Below are 22,458 nucleotides of genomic sequence, written 5' to 3' on the forward strand. Positions count from 1 at the left end.
AATCTGGATGACGACCGAAAGGCCGTCGGAAAAAGACATTTGCAAAAGTCCGGATATTCCTTAGAATATGCGGCCTTTCGGGCACCTATGCCCGCTGTGCCTTTAGATTTGCAGCACCGACTACAGGAACGATGTTCACATGCTAACAATCCGTCTTGCCCTTGGCGGCTCCAAAAAGCGCCCGTTTTACCACTTGACCGTAACCGACAGCCGCAACCCGCGCGACGGTTCGCACAAAGAACAGGTTGGTTTCTTCAACCCTGTTGCTCGTGGTCAAGAAATCCGTCTGTCCGTGAACCAAGAGCGCGTAGCCTACTGGCTGAGCGTTGGTGCACAACCTTCTGAGCGTGTTGCTCAGTTGTTGAAGGATGCATCTAAGGCTGCGGCCTGAGCAATATGAACGCGACGCCAGCCATTGCTGATGATTTGATCGTTATCGGCAAGATCTATTCTGTTCATGGCGTTCGCGGCGAAGTGAAGGTTTACTCCTTTACTGATCCGACTGAAAACCTGTTGCAATACAAAACCTGGACGCTCAAGCGCGAAGGCAGCGTCAAACAGGTTGAGCTGGTCAGCGGACGAGGGAACGACAAGTTCCTGGTCGCAAAGCTCAAGGATCTTGATGACCGTGAAGAAGCTCGTCTTCTGGCCGGTTATGAGATCTGCGTGCCGCGCAACCTGTTCCCTGAATTGACCGACGGCGAGTACTACTGGTACCAGCTGGAAGGTCTGAAGGTTATTGACCAACTCGGGCAATTGCTCGGGAAGATCGATCATCTTCTGGAAACCGGCGCCAATGATGTAATGGTGGTCAAGCCTTGCGCTGGCAGCCTGGATGATCGCGAACGCCTGTTGCCCTATACGGAGCAATGCGTGTTGGTTGTCGACCTTGCCGCAGGCGAGATGAAGGTGGAATGGGATGCGGACTTCTAAGCGTGGCTAACTTGCGCGTAGAAGTGATCAGTTTGTTTCCCGAGATGTTCTCCGCCATCAGCGAGTACGGCATCACCAGTCGTGCGGTGAAACAGGGGCTGTTGCAGCTCACCTGTTGGAATCCGCGAGACTACACGACGGATCGACATCACACTGTGGACGATCGCCCATTTGGCGGTGGCCCGGGCATGGTGATGAAGATCAAGCCCCTGGAAGATGCTCTGGTTCAGGCCAAGGCAGCAGCCGGGGAGGCGGCGAAGGTAATTTACCTGTCCCCCCAAGGCCGTCAACTGACTCAGTCGGCGGTACGCGAGTTGGCGAATTCGGATGCATTGATCCTGATTGCCGGCCGCTATGAAGGCATTGACGAGCGTTTTATTGATGCTCATGTCGATGAAGAGTGGTCGATTGGCGACTATGTACTGTCTGGCGGCGAGCTGCCGGCGATGGTCCTGATCGATGCGGTTACACGACTGCTGCCTGGAGCTTTAGGGCATGCAGACTCCGCCGAGGAAGATTCCTTTACGGATGGTCTGCTGGATTGCCCGCACTACACCCGACCGGAGGTGTATGCGGATCAGCGTGTTCCCGACGTGTTGCTAAGTGGCAATCACGCGCATATCCGGCGATGGCGTTTACAGCAGTCCCTTGGTAGGACCTTTGAACGACGCGCCGATCTTCTGGAAAGCCGCTCGCTTTCTGGAGAAGAGAAGAAGCTGCTCGAGGAATACATCCGCGAGCGGGACGATAGTTAACAACGTATCGATGGTAGATCCGACGATTTACCTTAGGAGCACAGCATGACTAACAAAATCATCCTTGCACTCGAAGCAGAGCAGATGACCAAAGAGATCCCTACCTTTGCCCCGGGCGACACTATTGTCGTTCAGGTGAAAGTGAAGGAAGGCGACCGTTCGCGTCTGCAAGCGTTCGAAGGTGTTGTTATCGCCAAGCGTAACCGCGGCGTAAACAGTGCATTCACCGTTCGTAAAATCTCCAATGGTGTTGGCGTAGAGCGTACTTTCCAGACCTACAGCCCGCAAATCGACAGCATGGCTGTTAAACGTCGCGGTGACGTACGTAAAGCCAAGCTGTACTACCTGCGTGACCTGTCCGGTAAAGCAGCTCGCATCAAGGAAAAACTGGCTTAAGTCCAGCTTCCGATGCAGAAAAAAGCAGCCTACGGGCTGCTTTTTTGTTGCCTGAATTTAACTGCCCTTATCCTGTAGGAGCTGCCGAAGGCTGCGATCTTTTGATCTTGTTTTCGATTTGCTGTCTGCTCTTTACGAGTCATCTCCCATGTCTACCCGCGACCAGGAAATCGAACGCCGTACCGAACTCTCGGTAACGCGCGTCACCAAAGCCGTCTTCCCGCCGACCACCAACCACCACAACACCCTGTTCGGCGGCACTGCGCTGGCATGGATGGATGAAGTCTCCTTCATCACCGCCACACGCTTCTGCCGTTTGCCGCTGGTGACCGTGTCCACCGATCGCATCGACTTCAACCACGCGATTCCGGCCGGCTCGATCGTCGAGCTGGTAGGCAAAGTGATCAAGGTCGGCAACACCAGCCTCAAGGTCGAGGTGGAAGTGTTTGTTGAAAGCATGAGTTGCGATGGCCGCGAGAAGGCTATCCACGGTCAGTTCAGCTTTGTCGCGATTGACGACGATAAGCGTCCAGTGCCGGTGCTCCCGGGTTTTGCTGCCTGATCTGAATCCGGGCAGCGCCCTTCGCGAGCAGGCTCGCTCCCACAGGTTCTGTGCCGGACACAAATGTTGTGTTCACCCCGATCACTGTGGGAGCGAGCCTGCTCGCGAATCGTCCTGTCAGGCGCTGGAAGTCTCCGGTTGTATCAACGCCAGCAACGTCCACCCCGATCCGGGCTTCAACGTAGTTTCCGGCGTCACCACATGCACCCAGCCACTGTCATCGCGCATGAACAGCAGGGTCGCCCGATTGCCATGCAGCGCGCAGTAGTCTTCCCAACCAAAGCCATCCGTCAGCGTCGTGCTGTATAGCTCGGCCCCTTGGCCCATCTGACTGGCCAGTTTCGCGTAAGTGAACGCCTCGCTGCCCAACTGATTGCCGCGATGCTCAAGACTTGCGCGGTGTTTGTCGCTACGACGGCTTTCCTGACCGCTCGCCAGCCCGAACAGGCGTTGATGACCGAAGTCATGGCGAAAGCGCATCGCCGCCAGTGTATTGAGCTCACCCGACGGCGACAGCGCCAGCAAATGCCCCAGCCCGACCAGATCCAGATGCGCGTCGGCATGTTGCGAAGCCGGGTTGCCGAAATAGGTCGGTAGCCCTTCCATACGCGCCGCACGAATGTTTTCCCAGCTTGAATCGGTCAGCAGCACGCGGCTGCCCAATTGCTGCAGCGACTTGCCGAGCAAGCGTGAAGGTGCGTTGGCTCCGACGATCAGGAAACCGCTTGGCGCAGGTTCGGCAACTTTGAGCAATCGTGCCAGCGGCCGCGCGGTAGCACTTTGCAGCACCACGGTACCGATGATCACCGCAAAGGTCAGCGGCACCAGCAACAGCGCACCTTCATGGCCGGCCTCATCCAGGCGAATGGCAAAAATGGCCGACACCGCGGCCGCAACAATCCCCCGAGGTGCGATCCAGCACAGCAAGGCACGCTCACGCCAACTCAGGCTGGAACCCGCCGTGCTCAGCACCACGTTCAGCGGCCGGGCGATCAATTGAATCACCAACAACAGAATCAACACCAGTGGACCCAGGCCGATCAGCGCGTTCAGATCCAACCGCGCCGCCAACAGAATGAACAGCCCGGAAATCAGCAAGACGCTGAGGTTTTCCTTGAAGTGCAGGATGTGCCGCACATCCACGCCTTTCATGTTGGCCAGCCACATGCCCATCAGCGTCACCGCCAACAATCCGGACTCGTGCATGACCTCATTGGACGCGATGAAAATACCCAGCACCGCCGCCAGCGAGGCGAGGTTATGCAGGTACTCCGGCAGCCACTGACGGCGAATCACCGTGCCGAGCAGCCAGCCGCCGACAATGCCGAACGCGGCGCCACACACGATCACGCCGCCGAAGGTCAGCAGGCTTTGCTTGAGGCCATGGCCTTCAGCGCTGGCAATGATGAAGCTGTAAACCACGACAGCGAGGAGGGCGCCGATCGGGTCGATGACGATGCCTTCCCAGCGCAGAATATTGGCGATCGAGGCCTTCGGTCGCACCACGCGCAGCATGGGCACGATCACTGTCGGCCCGGTGACCAGCGTCAAGCTGCCGAAAAGGATGGCCAACATCCAGTCGAAGCCGAGTAAATAATGCGTGGCGACTGCGATGACGATCCAGGTCGAGATCGCGCCAATGGTCACCAATCGATGAACAACGCTGCCAATCTCCTTCCACTCCGACAGGTGCAGGGTCAGGCTGCCCTCGAACAGAATCAGCGCCACGGCCAGCGATACCAACGGCATCAGCAGTGGCCCGAACATTTCCTGCGGATCGAGCCAGCCCAGTACCGGGCCTGCGAGAATCCCGGTCAGCAACAGAAACAGGATGGCTGGCAGCTTCAAGCGCCAGGCCAACCATTGGCAGCCCAGCGCCGCCACGCCAATGGCGCCAAATGCCAAAAGAATTTGCTGCTCGTTCATTGATGCTCCCTGTTCCTTGAAATAGCGGGCTATGAAAGACTAGCGGCCATTTCTAACGTTCACTTCAAATTTGCGCGCCGTGCTTGTGCCTGCGTGTCTTGAGTCCCCATGCCCGCCATCGACCATCCCCTCATAGACCAATTCCTCGACGCCCTGTGGCTGGAGAAAGGCCTTTCCGACAACACCCGCGATGCCTATCGCAGCGACCTGGCGCTGTTCAACGGTTGGTTGCAGGAAAAGAACCTGGAGCTGATCAACTCCGGCCGCGAGCTGATCCTCGACCACTTGGCCTGGCGCCTTGAGCAAAACTACAAACCCCGCTCCACCGCGCGTTTTCTCTCTGGCGTGCGTGGCTTCTATCGCTATCTGTTGCGGGAAAAGCTGATCGGCGTCGATCCGACTTTGCGCGTCGATATGCCGCAACTCGGCAGGCCGCTGCCAAAATCCTTGTCGGAAGCGGATGTGGAGGCTCTGTTAAAAGCCCCGGACTTGAGCGAAGCCATCGGCCAACGTGACCGCGCCATGCTTGAAGTGCTGTACGCCTGCGGCTTGCGGGTGACCGAATTGATCAGCCTGACTCTGGAGCAGGTCAACCTGCGTCAGGGTGTGTTGCGGGTGATGGGCAAGGGCAGCAAGGAGCGTCTGGTGCCAATGGGCGAGGAAGCGATTGTCTGGGTCGAGCGCTATATGCGCGACGGCCGTGGCGAACTGCTCGGTGGGCGCCCCAGCGATGTGATGTTCCCGAGCCAGCGCGGCGAACAGATGACCCGCCAGACCTTCTGGCATCGCATCAAGCACCAGGCCAAGGTCGCCGGGATCGGCAAGTCGCTGTCGCCGCATACCTTGCGCCATGCCTTCGCCACGCACCTGCTCAACCACGGCGCTGACCTGCGGGTGGTGCAGATGCTGCTCGGTCACAGCGACCTGTCGACCACCCAGATCTACACCCATGTCGCTCGAGCGCGCCTGCAAGACCTGCACGCCAAACACCACCCGCGCGGCTGACACATCCCCTTTGTTTGAAATACTTACCTGTGGTGAGGGGATTAATCCCCGACGGGCTGCGCAGCGGCCCCCATCTTGGGCTGCTCGGTTTGACTGATAGATTGGGGGGATGGTTTTGGGCTGCTTCGCAACCCATCGGGGATAAATCCCCTCACCACAATAATGTGTGTCAGTCACATATGGGTGTAGCAGTTGCAGAGGCAGTGCGTTGCGCGTGGTGCAGATGCTGCTCGGCCACAGCGACCTCTCCACCACGCAAATCTACACCCGCGTCGCCCGCGCCCGCCTGCAAGAGCTGCACGCCAAACACAACCCGCGCGGCTGACACGTCTCTAATGTTGGAACACTAACCTGTGGCGAGGGGATTTATCCCCGTTCGGCTGCGCAGCAGTCGCAAACCCGGCTGGCTCGGTTTTGCGTGAAAGATCGCGATGGATGGTTTTAGGGCTGCTTCGCAACCCAGCGGGGATAAATCCCCTCGCCACAATAATGTGTGTCAGCCACATATGGTTGTGGGTCAGTTGTACAAGCATGAAGCTGTGTCAGTTACACATGAATGTATGGCGACAGGCGCATTCGGCCACGCCAGCCTTATGTGGTAGGCTTTGCCGGTTTGCACGATGGGCGTTTATGACCCGGTGTTTCGGCACGGGCGTTCTGATCGTCCCATTTGTCCGCCTTCAGGAGTTCTCATGCGTCTGACCCATATTTTCGCCGCCGCAGCCATTGCGTTGGTCAGCACCTTTGCCGTCGCCGATGACGCGGCTGACAAAGCCATTCGTAAAAGCCTGGAAAGCCTCCAGCTGGATACACCGATCGAAACCATCAGCGCGAGCCCGCTGGCCGGTCTGTATGAAGTCAAACTCAAGGGCAGTCGCGTGCTCTATGCCAGCGCCGACGGCCAGTACGTGGTTCAGGGCTATATGTTCCAGCTCCAGGACGGTAAACCGGTCAACCTGACCGAGAAAACCGAACGCCTGGGCATTTCCAAACTGATCAACGACATTCCGGTCGCAGAAACCGTGGTCTACCCGGCCATCGGCGAAACCAAGTCGCACATCACCGTGTTCACCGACACCACCTGCCCGTACTGCCACAAACTGCACGCCGAAGTGCCTGAGCTGAACAAGCGCGGCATCGAAGTGCGTTACGTGGCGTTCCCGCGCCAGGGCCTGGGCTCGCCGGGTGACGAACAGCTGCAAGCTGTGTGGTGCTCGAAAGACAAGAAAGCCGCGATGGACAAGATGGTCGATGGCAAGGAAATCAAGGCCGCCAAGTGCGATAACCCGGTTTCCAAGCAGTTCGCCCTTGGTCAGTCGATCGGTGTGAACGGCACGCCGGCCATCGTTTTGGCCGACGGTCAGGTCATTCCGGGCTACCAGCCTGCGCCACAAGTCGCCAAACTGGCGCTGGACGCGAAATAATTCGCATCGTCACGGTCAGCCTTTGACGATCATGGTTCGGCGGTAACTTCGCCGGACCATTAATAGAGAGCCGCAGCATGCGGCTGTTTTCACGGCCGACCTTGCGTCGGCCGTTTTATGGGGAGTTCACAGTGAAACCGGTCAAAGTAGGCATCTGTGGGTTAGGGACCGTCGGTGGCGGTACCTTCAACGTACTTCAGCGCAACGCCGAGGAAATTGCTCGTCGTGCCGGGCGTGGTATCGAAGTGGCACAAATTGCCATGCGCACGCCAAAGCCTCAGTTCCAAACGACCGGTATTGCGATTACCAACGATGTCTTCGAAGTGGCCACGAACCCTGAGATTGACATCGTTATAGAGCTGATGGGTGGCTACACCGTTGCCCGTGAGCTGGTACTCAAGGCCATCGAGAATGGCAAGCATGTGGTCACCGCGAACAAGGCACTGATCGCCGTTCACGGTAATGAAATTTTCGCCAAGGCTCGCGAGAAGGGCGTAATCGTTGCGTTTGAAGCGGCGGTTGCCGGTGGCATTCCGGTGATCAAGGCAATCCGTGAAGGTTTGTCCGCCAACCGCATCAACTGGGTCGCCGGCATCATCAACGGCACCGGCAACTTCATCCTCACCGAGATGCGCGAGAAGGGTCGCACCTTCGAAGACGTACTTGCCGAGGCGCAAGCCCTGGGTTACGCCGAAGCCGATCCGACCTTCGACGTTGAAGGCATCGACGCAGCTCACAAGCTGACGATCCTGGCGTCCATCGCGTTCGGCATTCCGCTGCAATTCGACAAGGCCTACACCGAGGGCATCACCAAGCTGACCACTGCTGACGTGAACTACGCCGAAGCGCTGGGCTACCGCATCAAGCACCTGGGCGTGGCGCGCAGCACTGCGGCCGGTATCGAACTGCGTGTGCACCCGACGCTGATCCCGGCTGATCGCCTGATCGCCAACGTCAACGGCGTGATGAACGCGGTAATGGTCAACGGTGACGCTGCCGGTTCGACCCTGTTCTACGGCGCTGGCGCCGGCATGGAGCCGACCGCTTCGTCGGTGATCGCCGACCTGGTGGACGTGGTTCGCGCCATGACCTCCGACCCGGAAAACCGTGTGCCGCATCTGGCCTTCCAGCCGGACTCGCTGTCGGCGCACCCGATCCTGCCGATCGAAGCTTGCGAAAGCGCTTACTACCTGCGGATTCAGGCCAAGGACCATCCAGGCGTGCTGGCCCAAGTGGCGAGCATCCTGTCGGAACGCGGCATCAACATCGAATCGATCATGCAGAAGGAAGTCGAGGAACACGACGGCCTGGTGCCGATGATCCTGCTGACCCACCGTGTGCTGGAACAGCACATGAACGACGCGATCGCCGCCCTCGAAGCGCTGGCGGGCGTGGTCGGTCCAGTTGTGCGGATCCGCGTCGAGCACCTGAACTAAGCCGTTATCGTTCACCGGGCTCGCGTGCGGGCCCGGGTTTGCGAACACTGTCTATTGGAGCCAGTCATGCGTTATATCAGTACCCGCGGCCAGGCACCGGCCCTGAATTTCGAAGACGTTTTGCTGGCCGGTCTGGCCACTGACGGCGGCCTGTACGTGCCGGAATGCCTGCCACGTTTCACTCAGGAAGAAATCGCTTCCTGGGCCGGCCTGCCGTATCACGAGCTGGCCTTCCGGGTGATGCGCCCGTTTGTTGCCGGCAGCATTCCTGATGCCGATTTCAAAAAGATTCTTGAAGAAACCTACGGTGTGTTTTCCCACAGCGCCGTTGCACCGCTGCGTCAGTTGAACGGCAACGAGTGGGTCCTGGAGCTGTTCCACGGCCCGACCCTGGCGTTCAAAGACTTCGCCCTGCAACTGCTCGGTCGTTTGCTCGACTACGTGCTGGAAAAACGCGGCGAGCGCGTGGTGATCGTCGGTGCGACCTCCGGTGATACCGGTTCGGCCGCCATCGAAGGCTGCAAGCACTGCGAAAACGTCGACATCTTCATCCTGCACCCGCACAACCGTGTGTCTGAAGTGCAGCGTCGCCAGATGACCACCATCTTCGGCGAGAACATCCACAACATCGCCATCGAAGGCAACTTCGATGACTGCCAGGAAATGGTCAAGAACAGCTTCGCCGACCAGAGCTTCCTGAAAGGCACGCGCCTGGTAGCCGTGAACTCGATCAACTGGGCGCGGATCATGGCCCAGATCGTTTACTACTTCCACGCAGCCCTGCAACTGGGTGGCCCGGCGCGTTCGGTGTCGTTCTCGGTACCGACCGGTAACTTCGGCGACATCTTCGCCGGTTACCTGGCGCGCAATATGGGCCTGCCGATCAACCAGTTGATCGTCGCCACCAACCGCAACGACATCCTGCACCGTTTCATGAGCGGCAATCAGTACGTCAAGGAAACCCTGCACGCCACGCTGTCGCCGTCGATGGACATCATGGTGTCGTCGAACTTCGAACGTCTGCTGTTCGACCTGCACGGTCGCAATGGCGCTGCAATTGCCGGTTTGATGGACAGCTTCAAGCAAGGTGGCGGTTTTAGCGTCGAACAGGAACGCTGGACCGAAGCCCGCAAACTGTTCGATTCCCTGGCCGTGGATGACGCGCAAACCTGCGAAACCATCGCCGAGGTCTTCGAACAGACGGGCGAGTTGCTGGACCCGCATACCGCCATCGGCGTCAAAGCCGCACGCGAGTGCCGCCGTAGCCTGGATATCCCGATGGTGATCCTGGGCACCGCTCATCCGGTCAAATTCCCGGATGCAGTGGAAAAAGCCGGTGTAGGAAAAGCTCTCGAACTACCTGCACATCTTTCTGATTTGTTTGAGAGAGAAGAGCGTTGCACGGTGTTGCCGAACGACTTGAAAGCCGTGCAGGCCTTTGTCAGTCAGCATGGTAACCGCGGCAAGCCTCTCTAAACCCGCAAAGCTGTCACATTTTGAAGCCCGTCTCCTGACGGGCTTTCTTGTTTCTGCGTGCCACACTTGTCGCGTTTTCGCCCCTGAAGGACGGGCGAGTTGATCACGAAGGAAGTGGCAATGCGGTTTTTGAGAGGGTTCAGACCAGCCATGTGCTGGATTTTTTTGTTGGGCACCCTGGGCTTTGGCCCATGTGGATTGGCCGCGCAGTTGGCGACTTATGAGTCCCGGGAATCAGTCGTCGGTACAGCCATCGGGCTGGACGCTCTGGAGCGGCAATGGGTTCGCGAGCACCCGAAGGTGATCGTCGCGTCTATGCAGTACCCGCTTTACCTGTTCAAGGATGAACATGGCCACTGGGTTGGTTTGAACAACGATGTGCTCAATCAGATCAGTGCCATGACAGGGCTGCTGTTTATCCATGAAGAGTCGTTTTCCACCGATCAATTGCTTGGGCGCCTGGAAAGCGGCGAGGCGGATATGAGCACTACGCTGGCGATGAATGACCCACGCAAAGTGTTTCTGGATTTCAGTCATGCGTTTGGCGGTTCTGGCTGGGCGTTGGTCGGACGCTCGGGGGCGCCGCTGTTGCAGTCGTTGGAGCAGTTGGCCAAGCGCGTGTTGGTATTGCCAAGTCGTCACGCACTGGAAGGCATCATCCGGCGCGACTACCCATCGATCGAGATTCGCTCAGTCAAAACCTACGGCGAAGCCCGAGCGTTGGTCGAAAGCGGTGAGGCTTACGCCACCATCGAAAACGAGATCGGCGCGCAGTTGTTCCCCTCAGGATTGCTCAGGGTCGGAGAGCTGCTGGAGGGCAAGTGGGAGGCCGATCACCTGGCTGTGCGCAAAGGTCAGCCGAAGTTGTTGAGCATCCTCAACAAGGCACTCGAGGCATTTCCGGCGCATGAACTGCGTGCGATCCGGCTGAAATGGCTGGACGGTGTTGCGCCGATCCCGACGCCTACGGTGTGGCAGCGGATTGCCGGTTGGGGGTGTTGGGCGATGGCAGTCATGGCCATTTTTGGTTTGTTGTCATTGATCTGGAATCGTCGCTTGAGTGCCCTGATCAAAGAACGCTGTAAAGCCGAAAAAGAACTCGGCGACCAGTTGGCCTTTCAGCATGCATTGATTGAGTCGATGCCCGACCCGATCTTCGTCCGCGACCTGCAAGGGCGGTTGATCATGTGCAACCGTAGCTATGAGGAGGCGCTCTCGATCCGCTTCCACGAAGTACAGGGACGATCACTGATCGAAGCCGACACGCTGCCTGGGGCGACCGCGCGGATGCTGCATGACGAGTTCATGCAGCAAGTACGCACGCGCAAGATGCGCTTCTGCAGGCGTCAATTGCAGTTCAAAAACGGGGCGCGCGAGATCTACCAATGGACGGTGCCGTTTTACAGCGCCGATGGCCAATTGCGCGGTCTGCTCGGCGGCTGGACGGACACTGGCCAGCGGCCGCTGGAAAGTGGCAGCCGATGTCCGCAGTGAAGTTGGGAAAAGTCCTATACGACGTGAGTCCTTTTCCGATGGGAGGCTGAGGACGGCTGCCCTAGAGTGAACGGTACCTGCGGTGAGAGTCCGCGCTTGTCGCTTCAGAGGCCGCCCATGCGTTCACTCAAAGTCCTGATACTTGAACACAACCCGTTCCAGCTGATGGCGCTGCACCAGATGTTCAACGCCGTCGGCATTTATAACGTGCTGACGGCGCCGTCACTGGCGTCGGCGGTGTGTTCGCTGGGGCATTGCGGAGCTGTCGATATCGCGATCTGTAATCCGCAGCTAAAGGGTGGCGATGGCATCGCGCTGATCCAGCACTTGGCTATAGGGCAACAGTCGCGAGCACTGATCCTGCTGGGCGCCGTCGCACCGAGTGTGTTGGACGATCTCGAGACGTTGTTGCAGGCCCATGAACTGAAACTGCTCGGACGCCTGCAAACGCCGGTATCGGCCGTGTTGATGCGAGGCTTGCTGGACAACTACCTGAACGCGCTGCAGCAGCCGGACGGAGCCTGAAGCACGGTTATTTTTACTGTCATCTTCGCCGTGCATGCTCCGACAGACCGGTAACGCTCCAGGGAGGGAGCAATCGGCAGGCAGAACTTTCTTCTCGGGGCAGTGGTCATTTACTGTAGACATGCCCTCCCAGGCACTTTGTTTTCGGACTATTGAGTGGTGATCGAGATGGAAAGTATCAGTCTATTGCTCGGTGAGGCTCTGAGCCCGTATCAGGTTACGTTGACCCCGTCGGGTGCCCATGGCGAATGCCTGGTGACATTAAAAAGTGCAGCCGGTGCCATTGTCGTGGAACGTGCGTTCAATCAGGCGCAGTTGACCGATAAGTGGCTGCTGACGGATGTCGTTGATGGATTGCACCGCGATGTGCTGATCGCCGAAGGACGTCTGGAGCCCTGCGTAATCGCGGCGTTGCGCAATGCGGCCCAGGACAAGATCCTGGCCAATCGTAATTGAATTGTTTTTTGTGGGAACCTTCCTGCGCCAAGGTCAGTCAGACCTTGTAACAGCAGGATCAAGCATTGTGCTCCGGTGCTTGTAGCTTGCTGCTACTGGTCTTTATGTAGGCCACGTTTAACCCCGAGTCGTCTCCCCACTTCTCGGGGTTTCTTTTGTCCGGCGTTTGCCTATTGCGTGGCCTGCTGTTCGAAAAACAGCCGTGCCTCTTCGAGATAGTCCGCTTGGCGCTCGGGATTCAGCCACGCGGCATACAGCTGATTCAAATGCTCGTGGGGCAGGGTGCGCAGCAGTTGATTGATCTCGCTGATGGCCTGACGTCCCAATGTGGTGTCGGAACAAGCGACATATCCCGAGAGATATTTCCCGGTGCCCTTAATGGGATAGAACTCCAGCTCATCCTCGGCGATCTGCGCCTGCTTGGCCTGATAGCGGATTTCCGGCCAATAACCCAGCACCACCTGCAAGCGTCCCAGGCGCTGCATCGACAGTAGATTGGTCAATGCATCGTTGCCGTAATGCGCCGTCAGCGCAGCGCTCGGCGCCTGATGCAGGATACTGTCGAGAAACTCACCGTAGCTGCGTTCGGCGACAACACCGACTTTTCTGTCGCCACCGGCCAGCAGCGCCGAGAGGTCGACTTCGCCATCCACCAAATAGGGTTTGAGCACTGCCCGATCTTGCTGACGGACCACCAGGCCATTGCTCACCGCGCGAATCGCCGGGATCGAATACGCCACCCACTGCGCACGCTCCTTGTTCCACAACAACGCAGGGTCGCAGGCGAACGGGTTTTCGTGGAGCATTTGCAAGCCACGGGCACGATTGACGCGCATCAGCGTGTGTTCGTACTGGGGCATGCCGGCGATCAGCATCGGCATCAATTGATCGATCACCCCCTGACCTTTTTTCGGGCCTTCGAAAATCGTCAGGGGCGGCAGGTCGCGCAGCAGCCATATCAATGTTGGTTTCGCCTGCGCCCAAGCCGGCAGGGCCAGCAAAAGCAACAGGCCGAACAGGCGCCACGGCCACCCGTGGTGGGCGCGGTTGGCGTGCGATGTCGGCCGGCGCTTCAGCTTAGATAGCCCCGTCTTCACGAAGTTTTGCGATCTGTCCCTCGTCATACCCAAGATCGTGAAGTACCTGCGCATTGTGTTCACCCAGCTGCGGTCCGACCCATTCGGAAGTGCCGGGTGTCTCAGAGAGTTTCGGCACAATCCCTGGCATCTTGAAGTCCTTGCCGTCTGGCAGTTTGGCTTGGAGGAACATTTCCCGGGCCAGGTACTGCGGATCGCTGAACATGTCTTCGGCACTGAAAATCCGGCTGGCCGGTACCTCGGCCTGTTTCAATTGCCCGATCACGCTGTCGAGCGGCAGTGAATTGACCCAGCGATCAATGACCCCGTAAATCTCGTCGCGACGGCTGTCTCGGCCATCATTGCTGGCCAGCAACGGGTCGTTGGCCAAATCTTCGCGGCCGATAATCAGCATGAAACGTTTGAAAATCGCATCGCCATTGGCGCCGATCTGCACGTGTTTGCCATCAGCGCTGGTGTGAATGGAGGAGGGCGTAATGCCGGGCATGATGTTGCCGGTGCGTTCGCGGATGAAACCGAACACATCGAACTCCGGCACCATACTTTCCATCATGGCGAAAATTGCCTCATACAGCGCCACATCCACCACTTGGCCCAGACCGCCGTTCACTTCGCGATGACGCAAGGCCATCAACGCGCCGATCACGCCCCAGAGCGCGGCAATCGAGTCGCCGATAGAAATCCCGGTGCGCACCGGTGGCCGGTCTTCGAACCCGGTGATATAGCGCAGGCCGCCCATGGATTCACCGACCGCGCCAAACCCCGGTTGGTCTTTCATCGGCCCGGTCTGGCCGAAACCCGAGAGGCGCACCATCACCAGTTTCGGGTTCAGCGCGTGCAGGACCTCCCAGCCCAACCCGAGTTTTTCCAGCACGCCAGGGCGGAAATTTTCGATCAGGATGTCGGCTTCGCTGAGCAGTTTTTTCAGAATGGCCAGGCCATCGGGGTGCTTGAGGTTCAGGGTCAGGGACTTCTTGTTTCGTGCCTGGACGAACCACCACAGCGAAGTGCCTTCATACAATTTGCGCCATTTGCGCAACGGATCACCGCCGTCCGGGGATTCGATCTTGATCACTTCGGCGCCGAACTCACCGCAAATGCGCGAGGCAAACGGCCCTGCAATCAACGTACCCAATTCGATGACTTTCAGACCTGAGAGCGGTTTTCCGGTGAATGGCATGACGGATCCTGTAGGACAAAGGGCGATCGATAGAGCGTTTTAACATAGCCGCGTGTCAGTCGCCCAAGGTTGATGGTCGTCAATTCGTTGATTGCCTACCGCATCGGTTAGACTTGCCGCCTTTCCTCGTATCAAGAAGCCCGTTCATGGCCCAGCCGTCCACGACCTACAAGTTTGAACTGAACCTTACCGACCTCGACCGCAGCGTCTACGAGAGCGTGAAGCAGACCATCGCCCGTCACCCTTCGGAAACCGAAGAGCGCATGACCGTGCGCCTGCTGGCCTACGCCTTCTGGTACAACGAGCAACTGTCGTTTGGTCGCGGTCTGTCAGACGTGGATGAACCGGCCCTGTGGGAAAAGAGCCTGGATGACCGTGTCCTGCACTGGATCGAAGTCGGCCAGCCGGATGCCGATCGCCTGACCTGGTGTTCGCGTCGCACCGAACGCACCAGCCTGCTGGCCTACGGCAGCCTGCGTGTCTGGGAAACCAAAGTGATCCCGGCGATCAAGAACCTGAAAAACGTGCACATCGCCGCCGTGCCGCAAGACGTGCTGGAAACCCTGGCCAAGGACATGCCCCGCGTTATCAAGTGGGACGTGATGATCAGCGAAGGGACGATTTTCGTCACCGATGACCGTGGTCAGCACGAAGTCCAGTTGCAGTGGCTGAGCGGCGAGCGCGGCTGATTTTTCGCCGCCCGTTCGCGTTATCCGGTTTTATCCTACGTATTCAAGAGAAGCACCTGTCACCCCATGCGCATCGAACCTCGCCTGTTGCCCGACACCCTGCCATTCCTCGGTGATCTGCCGCCACTGCTGACCCGCCTGTACGCGGCGCGTGGCGTGCAGAACGAGGCTGAACTGGACAAGAGCCTGGCGCGGCTGATTCCGTTCCAGCAGCTCAAAGGCATCGACGCGGCGGTGGATCTGCTGGTGACGGCACTGGAACAGCGTCAGCGGATTCTGATCGTCGGCGACTTCGACGCCGATGGCGCCACGGCCAGTACCGTCGGTGTGCTTGGCCTGCGACTGTTGGGCGCGGCTCACGTCGATTATCTGGTGCCGAACCGTTTCGAGTACGGCTACGGCCTGACCCCGGAAATCGTCGAAGTGGCGCTGACCCGCACGCCGCAACTGCTGATCACCGTGGACAACGGCATCTCCAGCGTCGAAGGCGTGGCCGCGGCGAAAAAGGCCGGGCTCAAGGTATTGGTCACCGACCACCACTTGCCCGGCGATGAACTGCCGCTGGCCGATGCAATCGTTAACCCGAACCAGCCCGGTTGCGAGTTTCCGAGCAAGGCGCTGGCCGGTGTCGGGGTGATTTTCTACGTGCTGATGGCCCTGCGCGCGCGCTTGCGCAATCTGGGCTGGTACGAGAGCAAGCCGCAGCCGAACATCGGCGAGTTGCTGGACCTGGTAGCGCTGGGCAGCGTCGCCGACGTGGTGCCGCTGGACGCCAACAACCGGATTCTGGTGCATCAGGGGCTGGAACGGATTCGCGCCGGCCGCGCTCGGCCGGGGATCAAAGCGATCCTCGAAGTCGCCAAGCGTGACCATGCACGCATCACTTCAACAGATTTGGGTTTTATCGTCGGTCCGCGCCTGAACGCCGCCGGGCGTCTGGATGACATGAGCCTGGGCATCGAATGCCTGCTCACCGCCGACGCCAATCTGGCCCGGGAAATGGCCGCGCAACTGGACGGCATGAACCAGGATCGCAAATCCATCGAGCAAGGCATGCAGCGTGAAGCGCTGGCGCAGCTCAAGGACTTGCCGGTGGAGTCGATGCCGTTTGGTCTGTGCCTGTTTGATGCGGAGTGGCACCAAGGGGTGATCGGCATCCTCGCGTCGCGTATGAAAGAACGCTATTTCCGTCCGACGATTGCCTTTGCCGATGCCGGCGATGGCTTGCTCAAGGGCTCGGGACGTTCGGTTCAGGGCTTCCATATTCGCGACGCCTTGAGCGTGGTGGCGGCGCAGCATCCGAATCTGATCAGCAAATACGGCGGCCACGCGATGGCGGCGGGTTTGACGTTGCCGGAAGCGAATTTTCCGCTGTTCGCCGAGGCCTTTGACGCTGAAGTGCGTAGGCAACTTCGCGAAGAAGACCTGACCGGTCGCCTGCTGTCGGACGGCACGTTGGCGGTCGAAGAGTTTCACCTGGAACTGGCCCGCGCCCTGCGCCACGCCGGACCTTGGGGGCAGCACTTCCCTGAACCGCTGTTTCACGGGGTGTTCCAGTTAGTCGAGCAGCGGGTGGTCGGCGAGCGGCACCTCAAAGTGGTGCTGAAAAGTGAGTGTGGCTCGGTGAAACTGGATGGCATTGCCTTCGGGATTGACCGCGATATCTGGCCGAATCCGACCATCAAATGGGTGGAATTGGCCTACAAGCTCGACCTCAACGAGTTTCGTGGGAACGAGACGGTGCAGTTGATGATTGCCCACATCGAACCGCGTTGACGCCATTCGCAAGCAGGCTCGCTCCCACAGGGATAGGCATTCCCGAATGTGGGAGCGAGCCTGTTCGCGAAAGCACCCTTTCACACGCTGAATCACTCTGAACCCTCCCTCATCCCCCGTTGTCGACTAGGCTCTAAGCACTGCTTGATTGGCCTTGTGACGTCTTGTCGAATTTTTTGCCCGCGGGGGCGGGTGCTGCACCTTTTCCTGTCACTCGTCGACTTTTCAAACAGAACCCTGGAGCCTGCCCACTGATTCGAGAGGTGCCCCATGAGTCTGCTGCTTGAACCCTATACCCTTCGCCAATTGACCCTGCTCAATCGCATTGCCGTATCGCCGATGTGTCAGTACTCCAGCGTCGATGGCCTGGCCAATGACTGGCACCTGGTCCATCTCGGCAGCCGCGCGATTGGCGGGGCTGGTCTGATTTTTACCGAAGCCACGGCGGTGACTGCCGAGGGGCGCATCACCGCCGAGGACCTCGGCCTGTGGAATGACGAACAGATCGAACCGCTGCAACGCATCACCCGCTTTATTGCGGCCCAAGGTGCGATAGCTGGCATTCAACTGGCCCACGCCGGGCGCAAGGCCAGCACTCATCGGCCGTGGCTTGGCAAGCATGGCAGCCTCAAACCGGATGATGGCGGCTGGACTCCGGTCGGTCCTTCGCCGATTGCATTCGATCCACAACACACCGCGCCTAAACAACTGGATGAAGGGCAGATCGCTGAAGTCATTCAGGCGTTCGTCGAGGCGGCAAAACGCTCACTGACCGCCGGTTTCAAAGTGGTCGAGATCCACGCTGCTCACGGTTATCTGCTGCATCAATTTCTGTCGCCCCTGAGTAATCAGCGCCGTGATCAGTACGGTGGCTCGTTCGAAAATCGCATCCGGCTGGTGCTGCAGGTGACTGAAGCGGTCAGGGCGGTTTGGCCGGAGGAGTTGCCGTTGTTTGTGCGGGTATCAGCCACCGATTGGGTGGAAGATGGTTGGAATCCGGATGAAACCGTGGAGTTGGCGCGACGCCTCAAGGACTTGGGCGTGGACTTGATCGACGTGTCGTCGGGCGGTACGGCGGCCAACGCGGAAATTCCGATAGGGCCGGGTTACCAAACCCGCTTCGCCGAACGGGTGCGCAAGGAGTCAGGTATCGCCACGGGCACGGTAGGAATGATTACCGAGCCGGCGCAGGCTGAGCACATTCTGCGGACCTGTCAGGCCGACATTATCTTCCTGGCTCGGGAGCTGCTGCGTGATCCGTACTGGCCGCTGCACGCCGATGATGATTTGGGTGGGCGCAAGGCTGTTTGGCCGGCGCAGTATCAGCGGGCGACGCATCGGGATCAGCCGATTCATGAGTCGGATTTGCGCGACTGAGTGAAGCTGTAGAAACAAAAAAAAGCCCCGGTCAGGTTGATCGGGGCTTTTGAGTTTCTATGCGGGGATTTTGGTTGTCTGTAAGGCCGTCTTCGCGAGCAAGCCCGCTCCCACAGTGGATTTGTGGTGTACACACAACCAATGTGGGAGCGGGCTTGCTCGCGAAGGGGCCGGATCAGCCGACCCTTTACCCTCAGGTGTACTTACGCTTATCCGGCGCCGGCGGGAAATACTGGTACAACCAGGTTTCACTCAACGTCCGGTCATGGGTGCGAATAAACAACCGCAGTTCCACCGGTGCGACGCTGTCATTAGTCGGGTACCAGTCAAACGTAATCCGGTAACCCTTGATGTCATCGAGCACCAGCACGTTGAAGTCCTTTACCTCGCCATTCGAGCAAGTGACCACCGGTTCGATCGCTGCACCCTCCGGCAAGCGGTCCAGACCGCCGCCAGTGAAGTCCACGGCAAACCGGCGGGCCCAGACTTCCGGGTAGTGCTCGCCCGGCGCCCAGCCTTCAACGAAGCCGCCCATGCCCGAACGAGTCGCGTTGACCCGCGCCAGCGGCGTGCCGACCGGCGGCAGGGCGCTCCAGTAGAGCTTGTAGCCGTAATTCAGCGAATCACCGGCCGCTACAGGCTTCTTCGGCGTCCAGAACGCGACGATGTTATCCAGGGTCTCGCCGGTCGTAGGAATTTCCAGCAGATCGATAGAGCCTTCGCCCCACGCGGTTGTAGGTTCTACCCACAGGCTCGGGCGTTTGCTGTACCAGTCGACGGTGTCTTGATAGCTGGCGAACTCGTGATCGGTCTGCACCAGGCCGAAACCTTTCGGGTCGGTGTCGGCGAAGGCGTTGAACTGCAAGGTCGCCGGGTTGTTCAGCGGACGGCAGATCCACTCGCCGTTACCGCGCCACATGGCCAGTCGATCGGAGTCGTGGATTTGCGGGTGAATGGTGTCGCACATGCGCCGCTCGTGGGTGCCGCAGCTGAACATGCTGGTCATCGGCGCGATGCCCAGTTGTTCGATGGCCGTGCGCGCGTTGATGTGCGCGTCGATGGCCATGACCACCTGATTGGCCTGGCAATCGATGTCGAAACGGTAGGCGCCGGTAGCGCTCGGCGAATCGAGCAGGGCGTAGACCACGAAGCGGGTGCTGTCCTTGTCCGGCGTCTCGAACCAGAATTTGGTGAAGTCCGGGAATTCCTCACGTTTCTTGGCATAGGTATCGATTGCCAGACCGCGAGCCGACAGACCGTACTGGCCAGAGGCGTCTACAGCGCGGAAATAGCTGGCGCCGAGGAAGGACAGCACATCGTGCTTGTCCAGTTCCGGGGCCTTGAACAGCTTGAACCCGGAGAAGCCCAGGTCGCCGGTGAGCTGCTTGGTGTCGACCGTGGTTTTTTCATAGTTGAAGAGCGACGGGCGGAAATGCACTTCCCGCGCCTGACGTGTCTTGGGGTCGACGCTGTACATGCGCACGGGTTGCTTAAAGCCCATGCCGACATGGAAAAACTGCACATCCAGCTGACCGTTCAACTCGTTCCACAGCGAGTGCTTGCCGTCGTACTGAATCGCATTGAAGTTCTGCGGCGTCATGGTCGCCAGTGTCGGCGGCAGCACCTGCTTGGTGTCCTGATAGCGACTGGTGGCGAGCTGTTTGGCCTGGATCTTCAGTGCTTCGAAGTCGAACGCCTGCGCGTCGCCGTCAGCCGCGCCATTCCCGGCCCAGGCGCGTGCGGCCAAAAGGCCGGAGGCCGACAGACCAGTGTAGGCAGCGATGGCCATGGATGCTTTGAGCAAATTCCTGCGGTGCATAAGTACAACCTGTCGTGAACAATCCCGCGCCGTTCCTGGCACTGCTGGATCAAAAATGGAGGTTCGGACATGCCTTCGGCCAAACGCAACGGACTTTAAACAGATGCCAAATAGCTTAAACCGTTCGCTCACAATGCAAAATTCGTTGATTCATTGCGTGAGTGTGTCAATGAAACAAGACATGTCGGTTAAAAATCTGACAGGACGTTCTGATTTACACGGCATATCTGCTTTTCTCGACTAATTACTCTAAAAATCGCTTTTCAGCGCCGAATTAATTTCTATTCTATGAGCATGACCGGCGCGACCCATTTAGCCGGCAGGGCACACGGCGCTGCTGTAAGGGGCAGGACGATGTGGTGTTTAAGCAATTCTTTGCAGTATTAGAGAAGGACATCGTCCATGGCAAAAATACAAGGCATCACCGACATGTTGGGCATCTTTCCCTGCCTCGGCAGCGGCCGCAGAAAACGTCGGCTCAGCTCTGACGAACTGAAACTGGTGGAGCGCTATCGAGAGCTTTCGGAGAGTGACCGGATTGCGATGCGCTATCTGGTGGATGCGATGCGGAGTGTTTCGCGGTTTTAGCGCTGGGGTAGGTACCGTGAAAGCCAATTGGCTTTTACGGTGGCGAGATGAATCAAATTGCGGAGTAAACCTGTGGCGAGGGAGCAAGCTTCCTCGCCACAGTTTTTTTGTTCAACCCTGCCGCTGATTTCGCTGCCAAGAAAAAGCCTATCGGCAGGTCACGTAAGACGCCAAGTCGGTTCTGTCGATACCTTCTGTAGGAAAGAGGATTTGTTTGCGAAGGCCATATCTGTAGGAAATGCCTGTTTTTGCATTGGCGCCAGCGAGACCAACCCTAACCAGTGATTTTTCCGCTATTTATTTGAATCTTGCGCATCGCTGCAGATGCTCGGCCCGTGGTTTCAGGGCTCAAAGGATTGTTATGAATAAAGGAGAATTCAATGAAGGTGTCTCTCAAGCAGATCAACGGCCCTTGGGATCAGGGCTGGGTGCTGGACAAACACATGGTAAGTAGTACCTTTCTTGGCAACGATGATCGCGGATACCCATGCTTCGATAATCAGCGCACTGAGATTGGCGAGGCTACCTACCAGCTCAAATACCAGAAGGATTGGACTCAGGTCAGCCCACTTGCTCAGGCGTTAGCGACAAATGTGTTCCCAAAACTGAATCAGGTCGGGTTCGTGGTGCCCATGCCCGCTTCAAATATTCGTCAGCGACAACCGGTAACTGAGGTTGCCCTAGCGTTGGGACGAATTATCGGGCGGCCGGTTTACTCGGATCTGCTTCGAAAAGCGACCACGGGAAAGTCGCTGAAGGATTTGCATTCCAAAGCCGACAAGGTTGCGGCGATTGGAGACAGTTTCAGCGTCAATGATGAAATCACCACCGATGTGCGCTGGAATGTTTTGGTTGTAGATGATTTGTTTGATAGCGGGGCGTCGATGGACGCGGCCTGCGCTGTTTTGCGTAAATATCCGAAGGTAGGGAAAATTTACGTCGCAGCGCTAACTTGGAAGTGAACTCAATGACGACTGTATTTATTGCCGGCTCTATCAACATCAAGAACCTTGATCCGAAGGTTAAAGAGCGCATCAATAATATCGTGGAGTCTGAGTTTGAGGTGGTGGTGGGGGATGCAGGGGGTGCCGATACCTCTATTCAGGAGTACCTGCTGAGTCTCGAACGATCCAAAACCACGGTGTTCTGCAGCGGGACGGCACCGAGAAATAACCTAGGGAAATGGCCCGCGAGGACCGTCGATTCCAAACATGCCAAAGGGTCGAGAGCCTTCTTCACCGAGAAAGACGTCGTCATGGCCGAAGCAGCCGACTACGGTTTGATGATCTGGGATGCAAAGAGCACCGGTACGCTCAGCAACGTCATTGAACTGTTGTCGAGGAAGAAAAAGTCGCTTGTTTTCGTCAACAAGGAAAAGGAATTCAAAGTCGTCGGAGACGTCAGTCAGTTGGAAGAGTTGATTGCATTCATGTCCGATCACGCCAAGCAAAAAGCCAACGAAAAAATCAAACTGTTCGACCGTATTTCCTTGCTGAAACACGATCAGGCAGAGCTTTCTTTTTGATGGTTTTTCTCGGCTGCCC

The 22,458-nt window shown here is 58.1% G+C and carries 22 protein-coding genes and 1 pseudogene; 19 read left to right on the plus strand and 4 right to left on the minus strand.

The genetic code is table 11. From position 1 onward, the window contains the following. Positions 1–139: 139 nt before the first annotated feature. From rpsP to JFT87_RS10100, 5 genes are all read left to right on the plus strand, one after another. Entirely contained in the window at positions 140–391 is a 252-nt protein-coding gene (gene rpsP / locus JFT87_RS10080) for a 30S ribosomal protein S16 (RefSeq protein WP_201195607.1), read from the plus strand. A 5-nt stretch (positions 392–396) separates the two neighbouring features. Next, a complete protein-coding gene (rimM, locus tag JFT87_RS10085) occupies positions 397–933 on the plus strand; it encodes a ribosome maturation factor RimM (protein WP_201195606.1) in 537 nt (178 codons plus the stop codon). After that, positions 915–1,688, plus strand: coding sequence for a tRNA (guanosine(37)-N1)-methyltransferase TrmD (gene trmD / locus JFT87_RS10090; protein WP_201200902.1), 774 nt, complete (start codon positions 915–917; stop codon positions 1,686–1,688). Before rimM ends, trmD begins: the two co-directional genes overlap by 19 nt. A gap of 45 nt (positions 1,689–1,733) precedes the next feature. Further along, positions 1,734–2,084: a 50S ribosomal protein L19 gene (rplS, locus tag JFT87_RS10095; protein WP_003175895.1), complete on the plus strand. Its 351-nt coding sequence runs from the start codon at positions 1,734–1,736 to the stop codon at positions 2,082–2,084. Between the two features lie 148 nt (positions 2,085–2,232). Further along, on the plus strand, positions 2,233–2,646 hold the full coding sequence (locus tag JFT87_RS10100) for an acyl-CoA thioesterase (protein ID WP_122598059.1): 414 nt from the start codon (positions 2,233–2,235) through the stop codon (positions 2,644–2,646). A gap of 117 nt (positions 2,647–2,763) precedes the next feature. Here JFT87_RS10100 and JFT87_RS10105 read toward each other — a convergent pair whose 3' ends face one another. Beyond that, positions 2,764–4,572: a cation:proton antiporter gene (locus tag JFT87_RS10105; protein ID WP_201200904.1), complete on the minus strand. Its 1,809-nt coding sequence runs from the start codon at positions 4,570–4,572 to the stop codon at positions 2,764–2,766. A gap of 108 nt (positions 4,573–4,680) precedes the next feature. Here JFT87_RS10105 and xerD point away from each other — a divergent pair, with 108 nt between their 5' ends. The 8 genes and pseudogenes from xerD (at position 4,681) to JFT87_RS10145 (ending at position 12,388) form a co-directional block, all read left to right on the plus strand. Then, on the plus strand, positions 4,681–5,577 hold the full coding sequence (gene xerD, locus JFT87_RS10110) for a site-specific tyrosine recombinase XerD (RefSeq protein WP_201200906.1): 897 nt from the start codon (positions 4,681–4,683) through the stop codon (positions 5,575–5,577). A 199-nt stretch (positions 5,578–5,776) separates the two neighbouring features. Beyond that, positions 5,777–5,902, plus strand: a pseudogene (locus tag JFT87_RS10115) (tyrosine-type recombinase/integrase); the annotation flags it as partial. A 367-nt stretch (positions 5,903–6,269) separates the two neighbouring features. Continuing rightward, positions 6,270–7,001 carry a bifunctional protein-disulfide isomerase/oxidoreductase DsbC gene (dsbC, locus tag JFT87_RS10120; RefSeq protein ID WP_201200916.1) on the plus strand — a complete coding sequence of 244 codons (732 nt, stop codon included), beginning with the start codon at positions 6,270–6,272 and terminating at the stop codon, positions 6,999–7,001. A gap of 131 nt (positions 7,002–7,132) precedes the next feature. Next, positions 7,133–8,437 (plus strand): homoserine dehydrogenase, encoded by a 1,305-nt coding sequence (locus JFT87_RS10125; RefSeq protein WP_092281511.1) that lies wholly within the window; start codon positions 7,133–7,135, stop codon positions 8,435–8,437. Between the two features lie 66 nt (positions 8,438–8,503). Beyond that, positions 8,504–9,913, plus strand: a complete 1,410-nt coding sequence (gene thrC / locus JFT87_RS10130; RefSeq protein ID WP_201200918.1) for a threonine synthase — start codon at positions 8,504–8,506, stop codon at positions 9,911–9,913. 120 nt (positions 9,914–10,033) lie between these two features. Beyond that, positions 10,034–11,407, plus strand: coding sequence for a transporter substrate-binding domain-containing protein (locus JFT87_RS10135; RefSeq protein WP_201200920.1), 1,374 nt, complete (start codon positions 10,034–10,036; stop codon positions 11,405–11,407). A 117-nt stretch (positions 11,408–11,524) separates the two neighbouring features. Next, entirely contained in the window at positions 11,525–11,932 is a 408-nt protein-coding gene (locus tag JFT87_RS10140) for a DNA-binding protein (protein ID WP_201200922.1), read from the plus strand. Positions 11,933–12,100: 168 nt separating this feature from the next. Further along, a complete protein-coding gene (locus JFT87_RS10145; RefSeq protein ID WP_201200924.1) occupies positions 12,101–12,388 on the plus strand; it encodes a DUF3509 domain-containing protein in 288 nt (95 codons plus the stop codon). 170 nt (positions 12,389–12,558) lie between these two features. Here JFT87_RS10145 and JFT87_RS10150 read toward each other — a convergent pair whose 3' ends face one another. Together JFT87_RS10150 and JFT87_RS10155 are read right to left on the minus strand one after the other, a co-directional pair. Beyond that, entirely contained in the window at positions 12,559–13,512 is a 954-nt protein-coding gene (locus JFT87_RS10150) for a TIGR02285 family protein (RefSeq protein ID WP_201200926.1), read from the minus strand. Then, the gene (locus JFT87_RS10155; RefSeq protein WP_201200928.1) at positions 13,466–14,665 is read right to left on the minus strand and encodes a CaiB/BaiF CoA transferase family protein; all 1,200 of its coding nucleotides are present in this window, start codon (positions 14,663–14,665) and stop codon (positions 13,466–13,468) included. The genes JFT87_RS10150 and JFT87_RS10155 overlap by 47 nt, the downstream gene beginning before the upstream one ends. Positions 14,666–14,811: 146 nt before the next feature. Between JFT87_RS10155 and JFT87_RS10160 the strand changes: the two genes are divergently transcribed. The 3 genes from JFT87_RS10160 (at position 14,812) to JFT87_RS10170 (ending at position 18,507) form a co-directional block, all read left to right on the plus strand. Beyond that, positions 14,812–15,354, plus strand: a complete 543-nt coding sequence (locus tag JFT87_RS10160; protein ID WP_008151638.1) for a YaeQ family protein — start codon at positions 14,812–14,814, stop codon at positions 15,352–15,354. Positions 15,355–15,420: 66 nt separating this feature from the next. Further along, positions 15,421–17,130, plus strand: a complete 1,710-nt coding sequence (recJ, locus tag JFT87_RS10165; protein ID WP_201200930.1) for a single-stranded-DNA-specific exonuclease RecJ — start codon at positions 15,421–15,423, stop codon at positions 17,128–17,130. Positions 17,131–17,400: 270 nt separating this feature from the next. Then, complete coding sequence (locus tag JFT87_RS10170; protein ID WP_201200932.1) at positions 17,401–18,507, plus strand: NADH:flavin oxidoreductase/NADH oxidase; 1,107 nt, start codon at positions 17,401–17,403, stop codon at positions 18,505–18,507. 193 nt (positions 18,508–18,700) lie between these two features. Here JFT87_RS10170 and JFT87_RS10175 read toward each other — a convergent pair whose 3' ends face one another. Next, the gene (locus JFT87_RS10175; RefSeq protein ID WP_201200934.1) at positions 18,701–20,326 is read right to left on the minus strand and encodes a glucan biosynthesis protein D; all 1,626 of its coding nucleotides are present in this window, start codon (positions 20,324–20,326) and stop codon (positions 18,701–18,703) included. Positions 20,327–20,728: 402 nt separating this feature from the next. Between JFT87_RS10175 and JFT87_RS10180 the strand changes: the two genes are divergently transcribed. The 3 genes from JFT87_RS10180 (at position 20,729) to JFT87_RS10190 (ending at position 22,439) form a co-directional block, all read left to right on the plus strand. Next, positions 20,729–20,914 (plus strand): hypothetical protein, encoded by a 186-nt coding sequence (locus JFT87_RS10180; RefSeq protein WP_201200936.1) that lies wholly within the window; start codon positions 20,729–20,731, stop codon positions 20,912–20,914. Between the two features lie 380 nt (positions 20,915–21,294). Beyond that, a complete protein-coding gene (locus JFT87_RS10185) occupies positions 21,295–21,876 on the plus strand; it encodes a ComF family protein (protein ID WP_201200937.1) in 582 nt (193 codons plus the stop codon). 5 nt (positions 21,877–21,881) lie between these two features. After that, positions 21,882–22,439 (plus strand): hypothetical protein, encoded by a 558-nt coding sequence (locus JFT87_RS10190; RefSeq protein WP_201200938.1) that lies wholly within the window; start codon positions 21,882–21,884, stop codon positions 22,437–22,439. Positions 22,440–22,458: the final 19 nt, after the last annotated feature.

It is taken from the genome of Pseudomonas sp. TH15 (genome assembly GCF_016651105.1).
In the GTDB taxonomy this organism is placed as follows: domain Bacteria; phylum Pseudomonadota; class Gammaproteobacteria; order Pseudomonadales; family Pseudomonadaceae; genus Aquipseudomonas.

What these genes read in the sequence shown, in the direction of transcription:
- JFT87_RS10150 (WP_201200926.1), bottom strand. Translation starts at nt 13,512, where the DNA reads ATGACGAGGGACAGATCGCAAAACTTCGTGAAGACGGGGCTATCTAAG.
- JFT87_RS10190 (WP_201200938.1), top strand. Translation starts at nt 21,882, where the DNA reads ATGACGACTGTATTTATTGCCGGCTCTATCAACATCAAGAACCTTGAT.
- JFT87_RS10185 (WP_201200937.1), top strand. Translation starts at nt 21,295, where the DNA reads ATGAAGGTGTCTCTCAAGCAGATCAACGGCCCTTGGGATCAGGGCTGG.
- rplS (WP_003175895.1), top strand. Translation starts at nt 1,734, where the DNA reads ATGACTAACAAAATCATCCTTGCACTCGAAGCAGAGCAGATGACCAAA.
- JFT87_RS10135 (WP_201200920.1), top strand. Translation starts at nt 10,034, where the DNA reads ATGCGGTTTTTGAGAGGGTTCAGACCAGCCATGTGCTGGATTTTTTTG.
- recJ (WP_201200930.1), top strand. Translation starts at nt 15,421, where the DNA reads ATGCGCATCGAACCTCGCCTGTTGCCCGACACCCTGCCATTCCTCGGT.
- rimM (WP_201195606.1), top strand. Translation starts at nt 397, where the DNA reads ATGAACGCGACGCCAGCCATTGCTGATGATTTGATCGTTATCGGCAAG.
- xerD (WP_201200906.1), top strand. Translation starts at nt 4,681, where the DNA reads ATGCCCGCCATCGACCATCCCCTCATAGACCAATTCCTCGACGCCCTG.
- JFT87_RS10100 (WP_122598059.1), top strand. Translation starts at nt 2,233, where the DNA reads ATGTCTACCCGCGACCAGGAAATCGAACGCCGTACCGAACTCTCGGTA.
- JFT87_RS10160 (WP_008151638.1), top strand. Translation starts at nt 14,812, where the DNA reads ATGGCCCAGCCGTCCACGACCTACAAGTTTGAACTGAACCTTACCGAC.
- JFT87_RS10180 (WP_201200936.1), top strand. Translation starts at nt 20,729, where the DNA reads ATGGCAAAAATACAAGGCATCACCGACATGTTGGGCATCTTTCCCTGC.
- JFT87_RS10145 (WP_201200924.1), top strand. Translation starts at nt 12,101, where the DNA reads ATGGAAAGTATCAGTCTATTGCTCGGTGAGGCTCTGAGCCCGTATCAG.
- thrC (WP_201200918.1), top strand. Translation starts at nt 8,504, where the DNA reads ATGCGTTATATCAGTACCCGCGGCCAGGCACCGGCCCTGAATTTCGAA.
- JFT87_RS10140 (WP_201200922.1), top strand. Translation starts at nt 11,525, where the DNA reads ATGCGTTCACTCAAAGTCCTGATACTTGAACACAACCCGTTCCAGCTG.
- dsbC (WP_201200916.1), top strand. Translation starts at nt 6,270, where the DNA reads ATGCGTCTGACCCATATTTTCGCCGCCGCAGCCATTGCGTTGGTCAGC.
- trmD (WP_201200902.1), top strand. Translation starts at nt 915, where the DNA reads ATGGGATGCGGACTTCTAAGCGTGGCTAACTTGCGCGTAGAAGTGATC.
- JFT87_RS10175 (WP_201200934.1), bottom strand. Translation starts at nt 20,326, where the DNA reads ATGCACCGCAGGAATTTGCTCAAAGCATCCATGGCCATCGCTGCCTAC.
- rpsP (WP_201195607.1), top strand. Translation starts at nt 140, where the DNA reads ATGCTAACAATCCGTCTTGCCCTTGGCGGCTCCAAAAAGCGCCCGTTT.
- JFT87_RS10105 (WP_201200904.1), bottom strand. Translation starts at nt 4,572, where the DNA reads ATGAACGAGCAGCAAATTCTTTTGGCATTTGGCGCCATTGGCGTGGCG.
- JFT87_RS10170 (WP_201200932.1), top strand. Translation starts at nt 17,401, where the DNA reads ATGAGTCTGCTGCTTGAACCCTATACCCTTCGCCAATTGACCCTGCTC.
- JFT87_RS10155 (WP_201200928.1), bottom strand. Translation starts at nt 14,665, where the DNA reads ATGCCATTCACCGGAAAACCGCTCTCAGGTCTGAAAGTCATCGAATTG.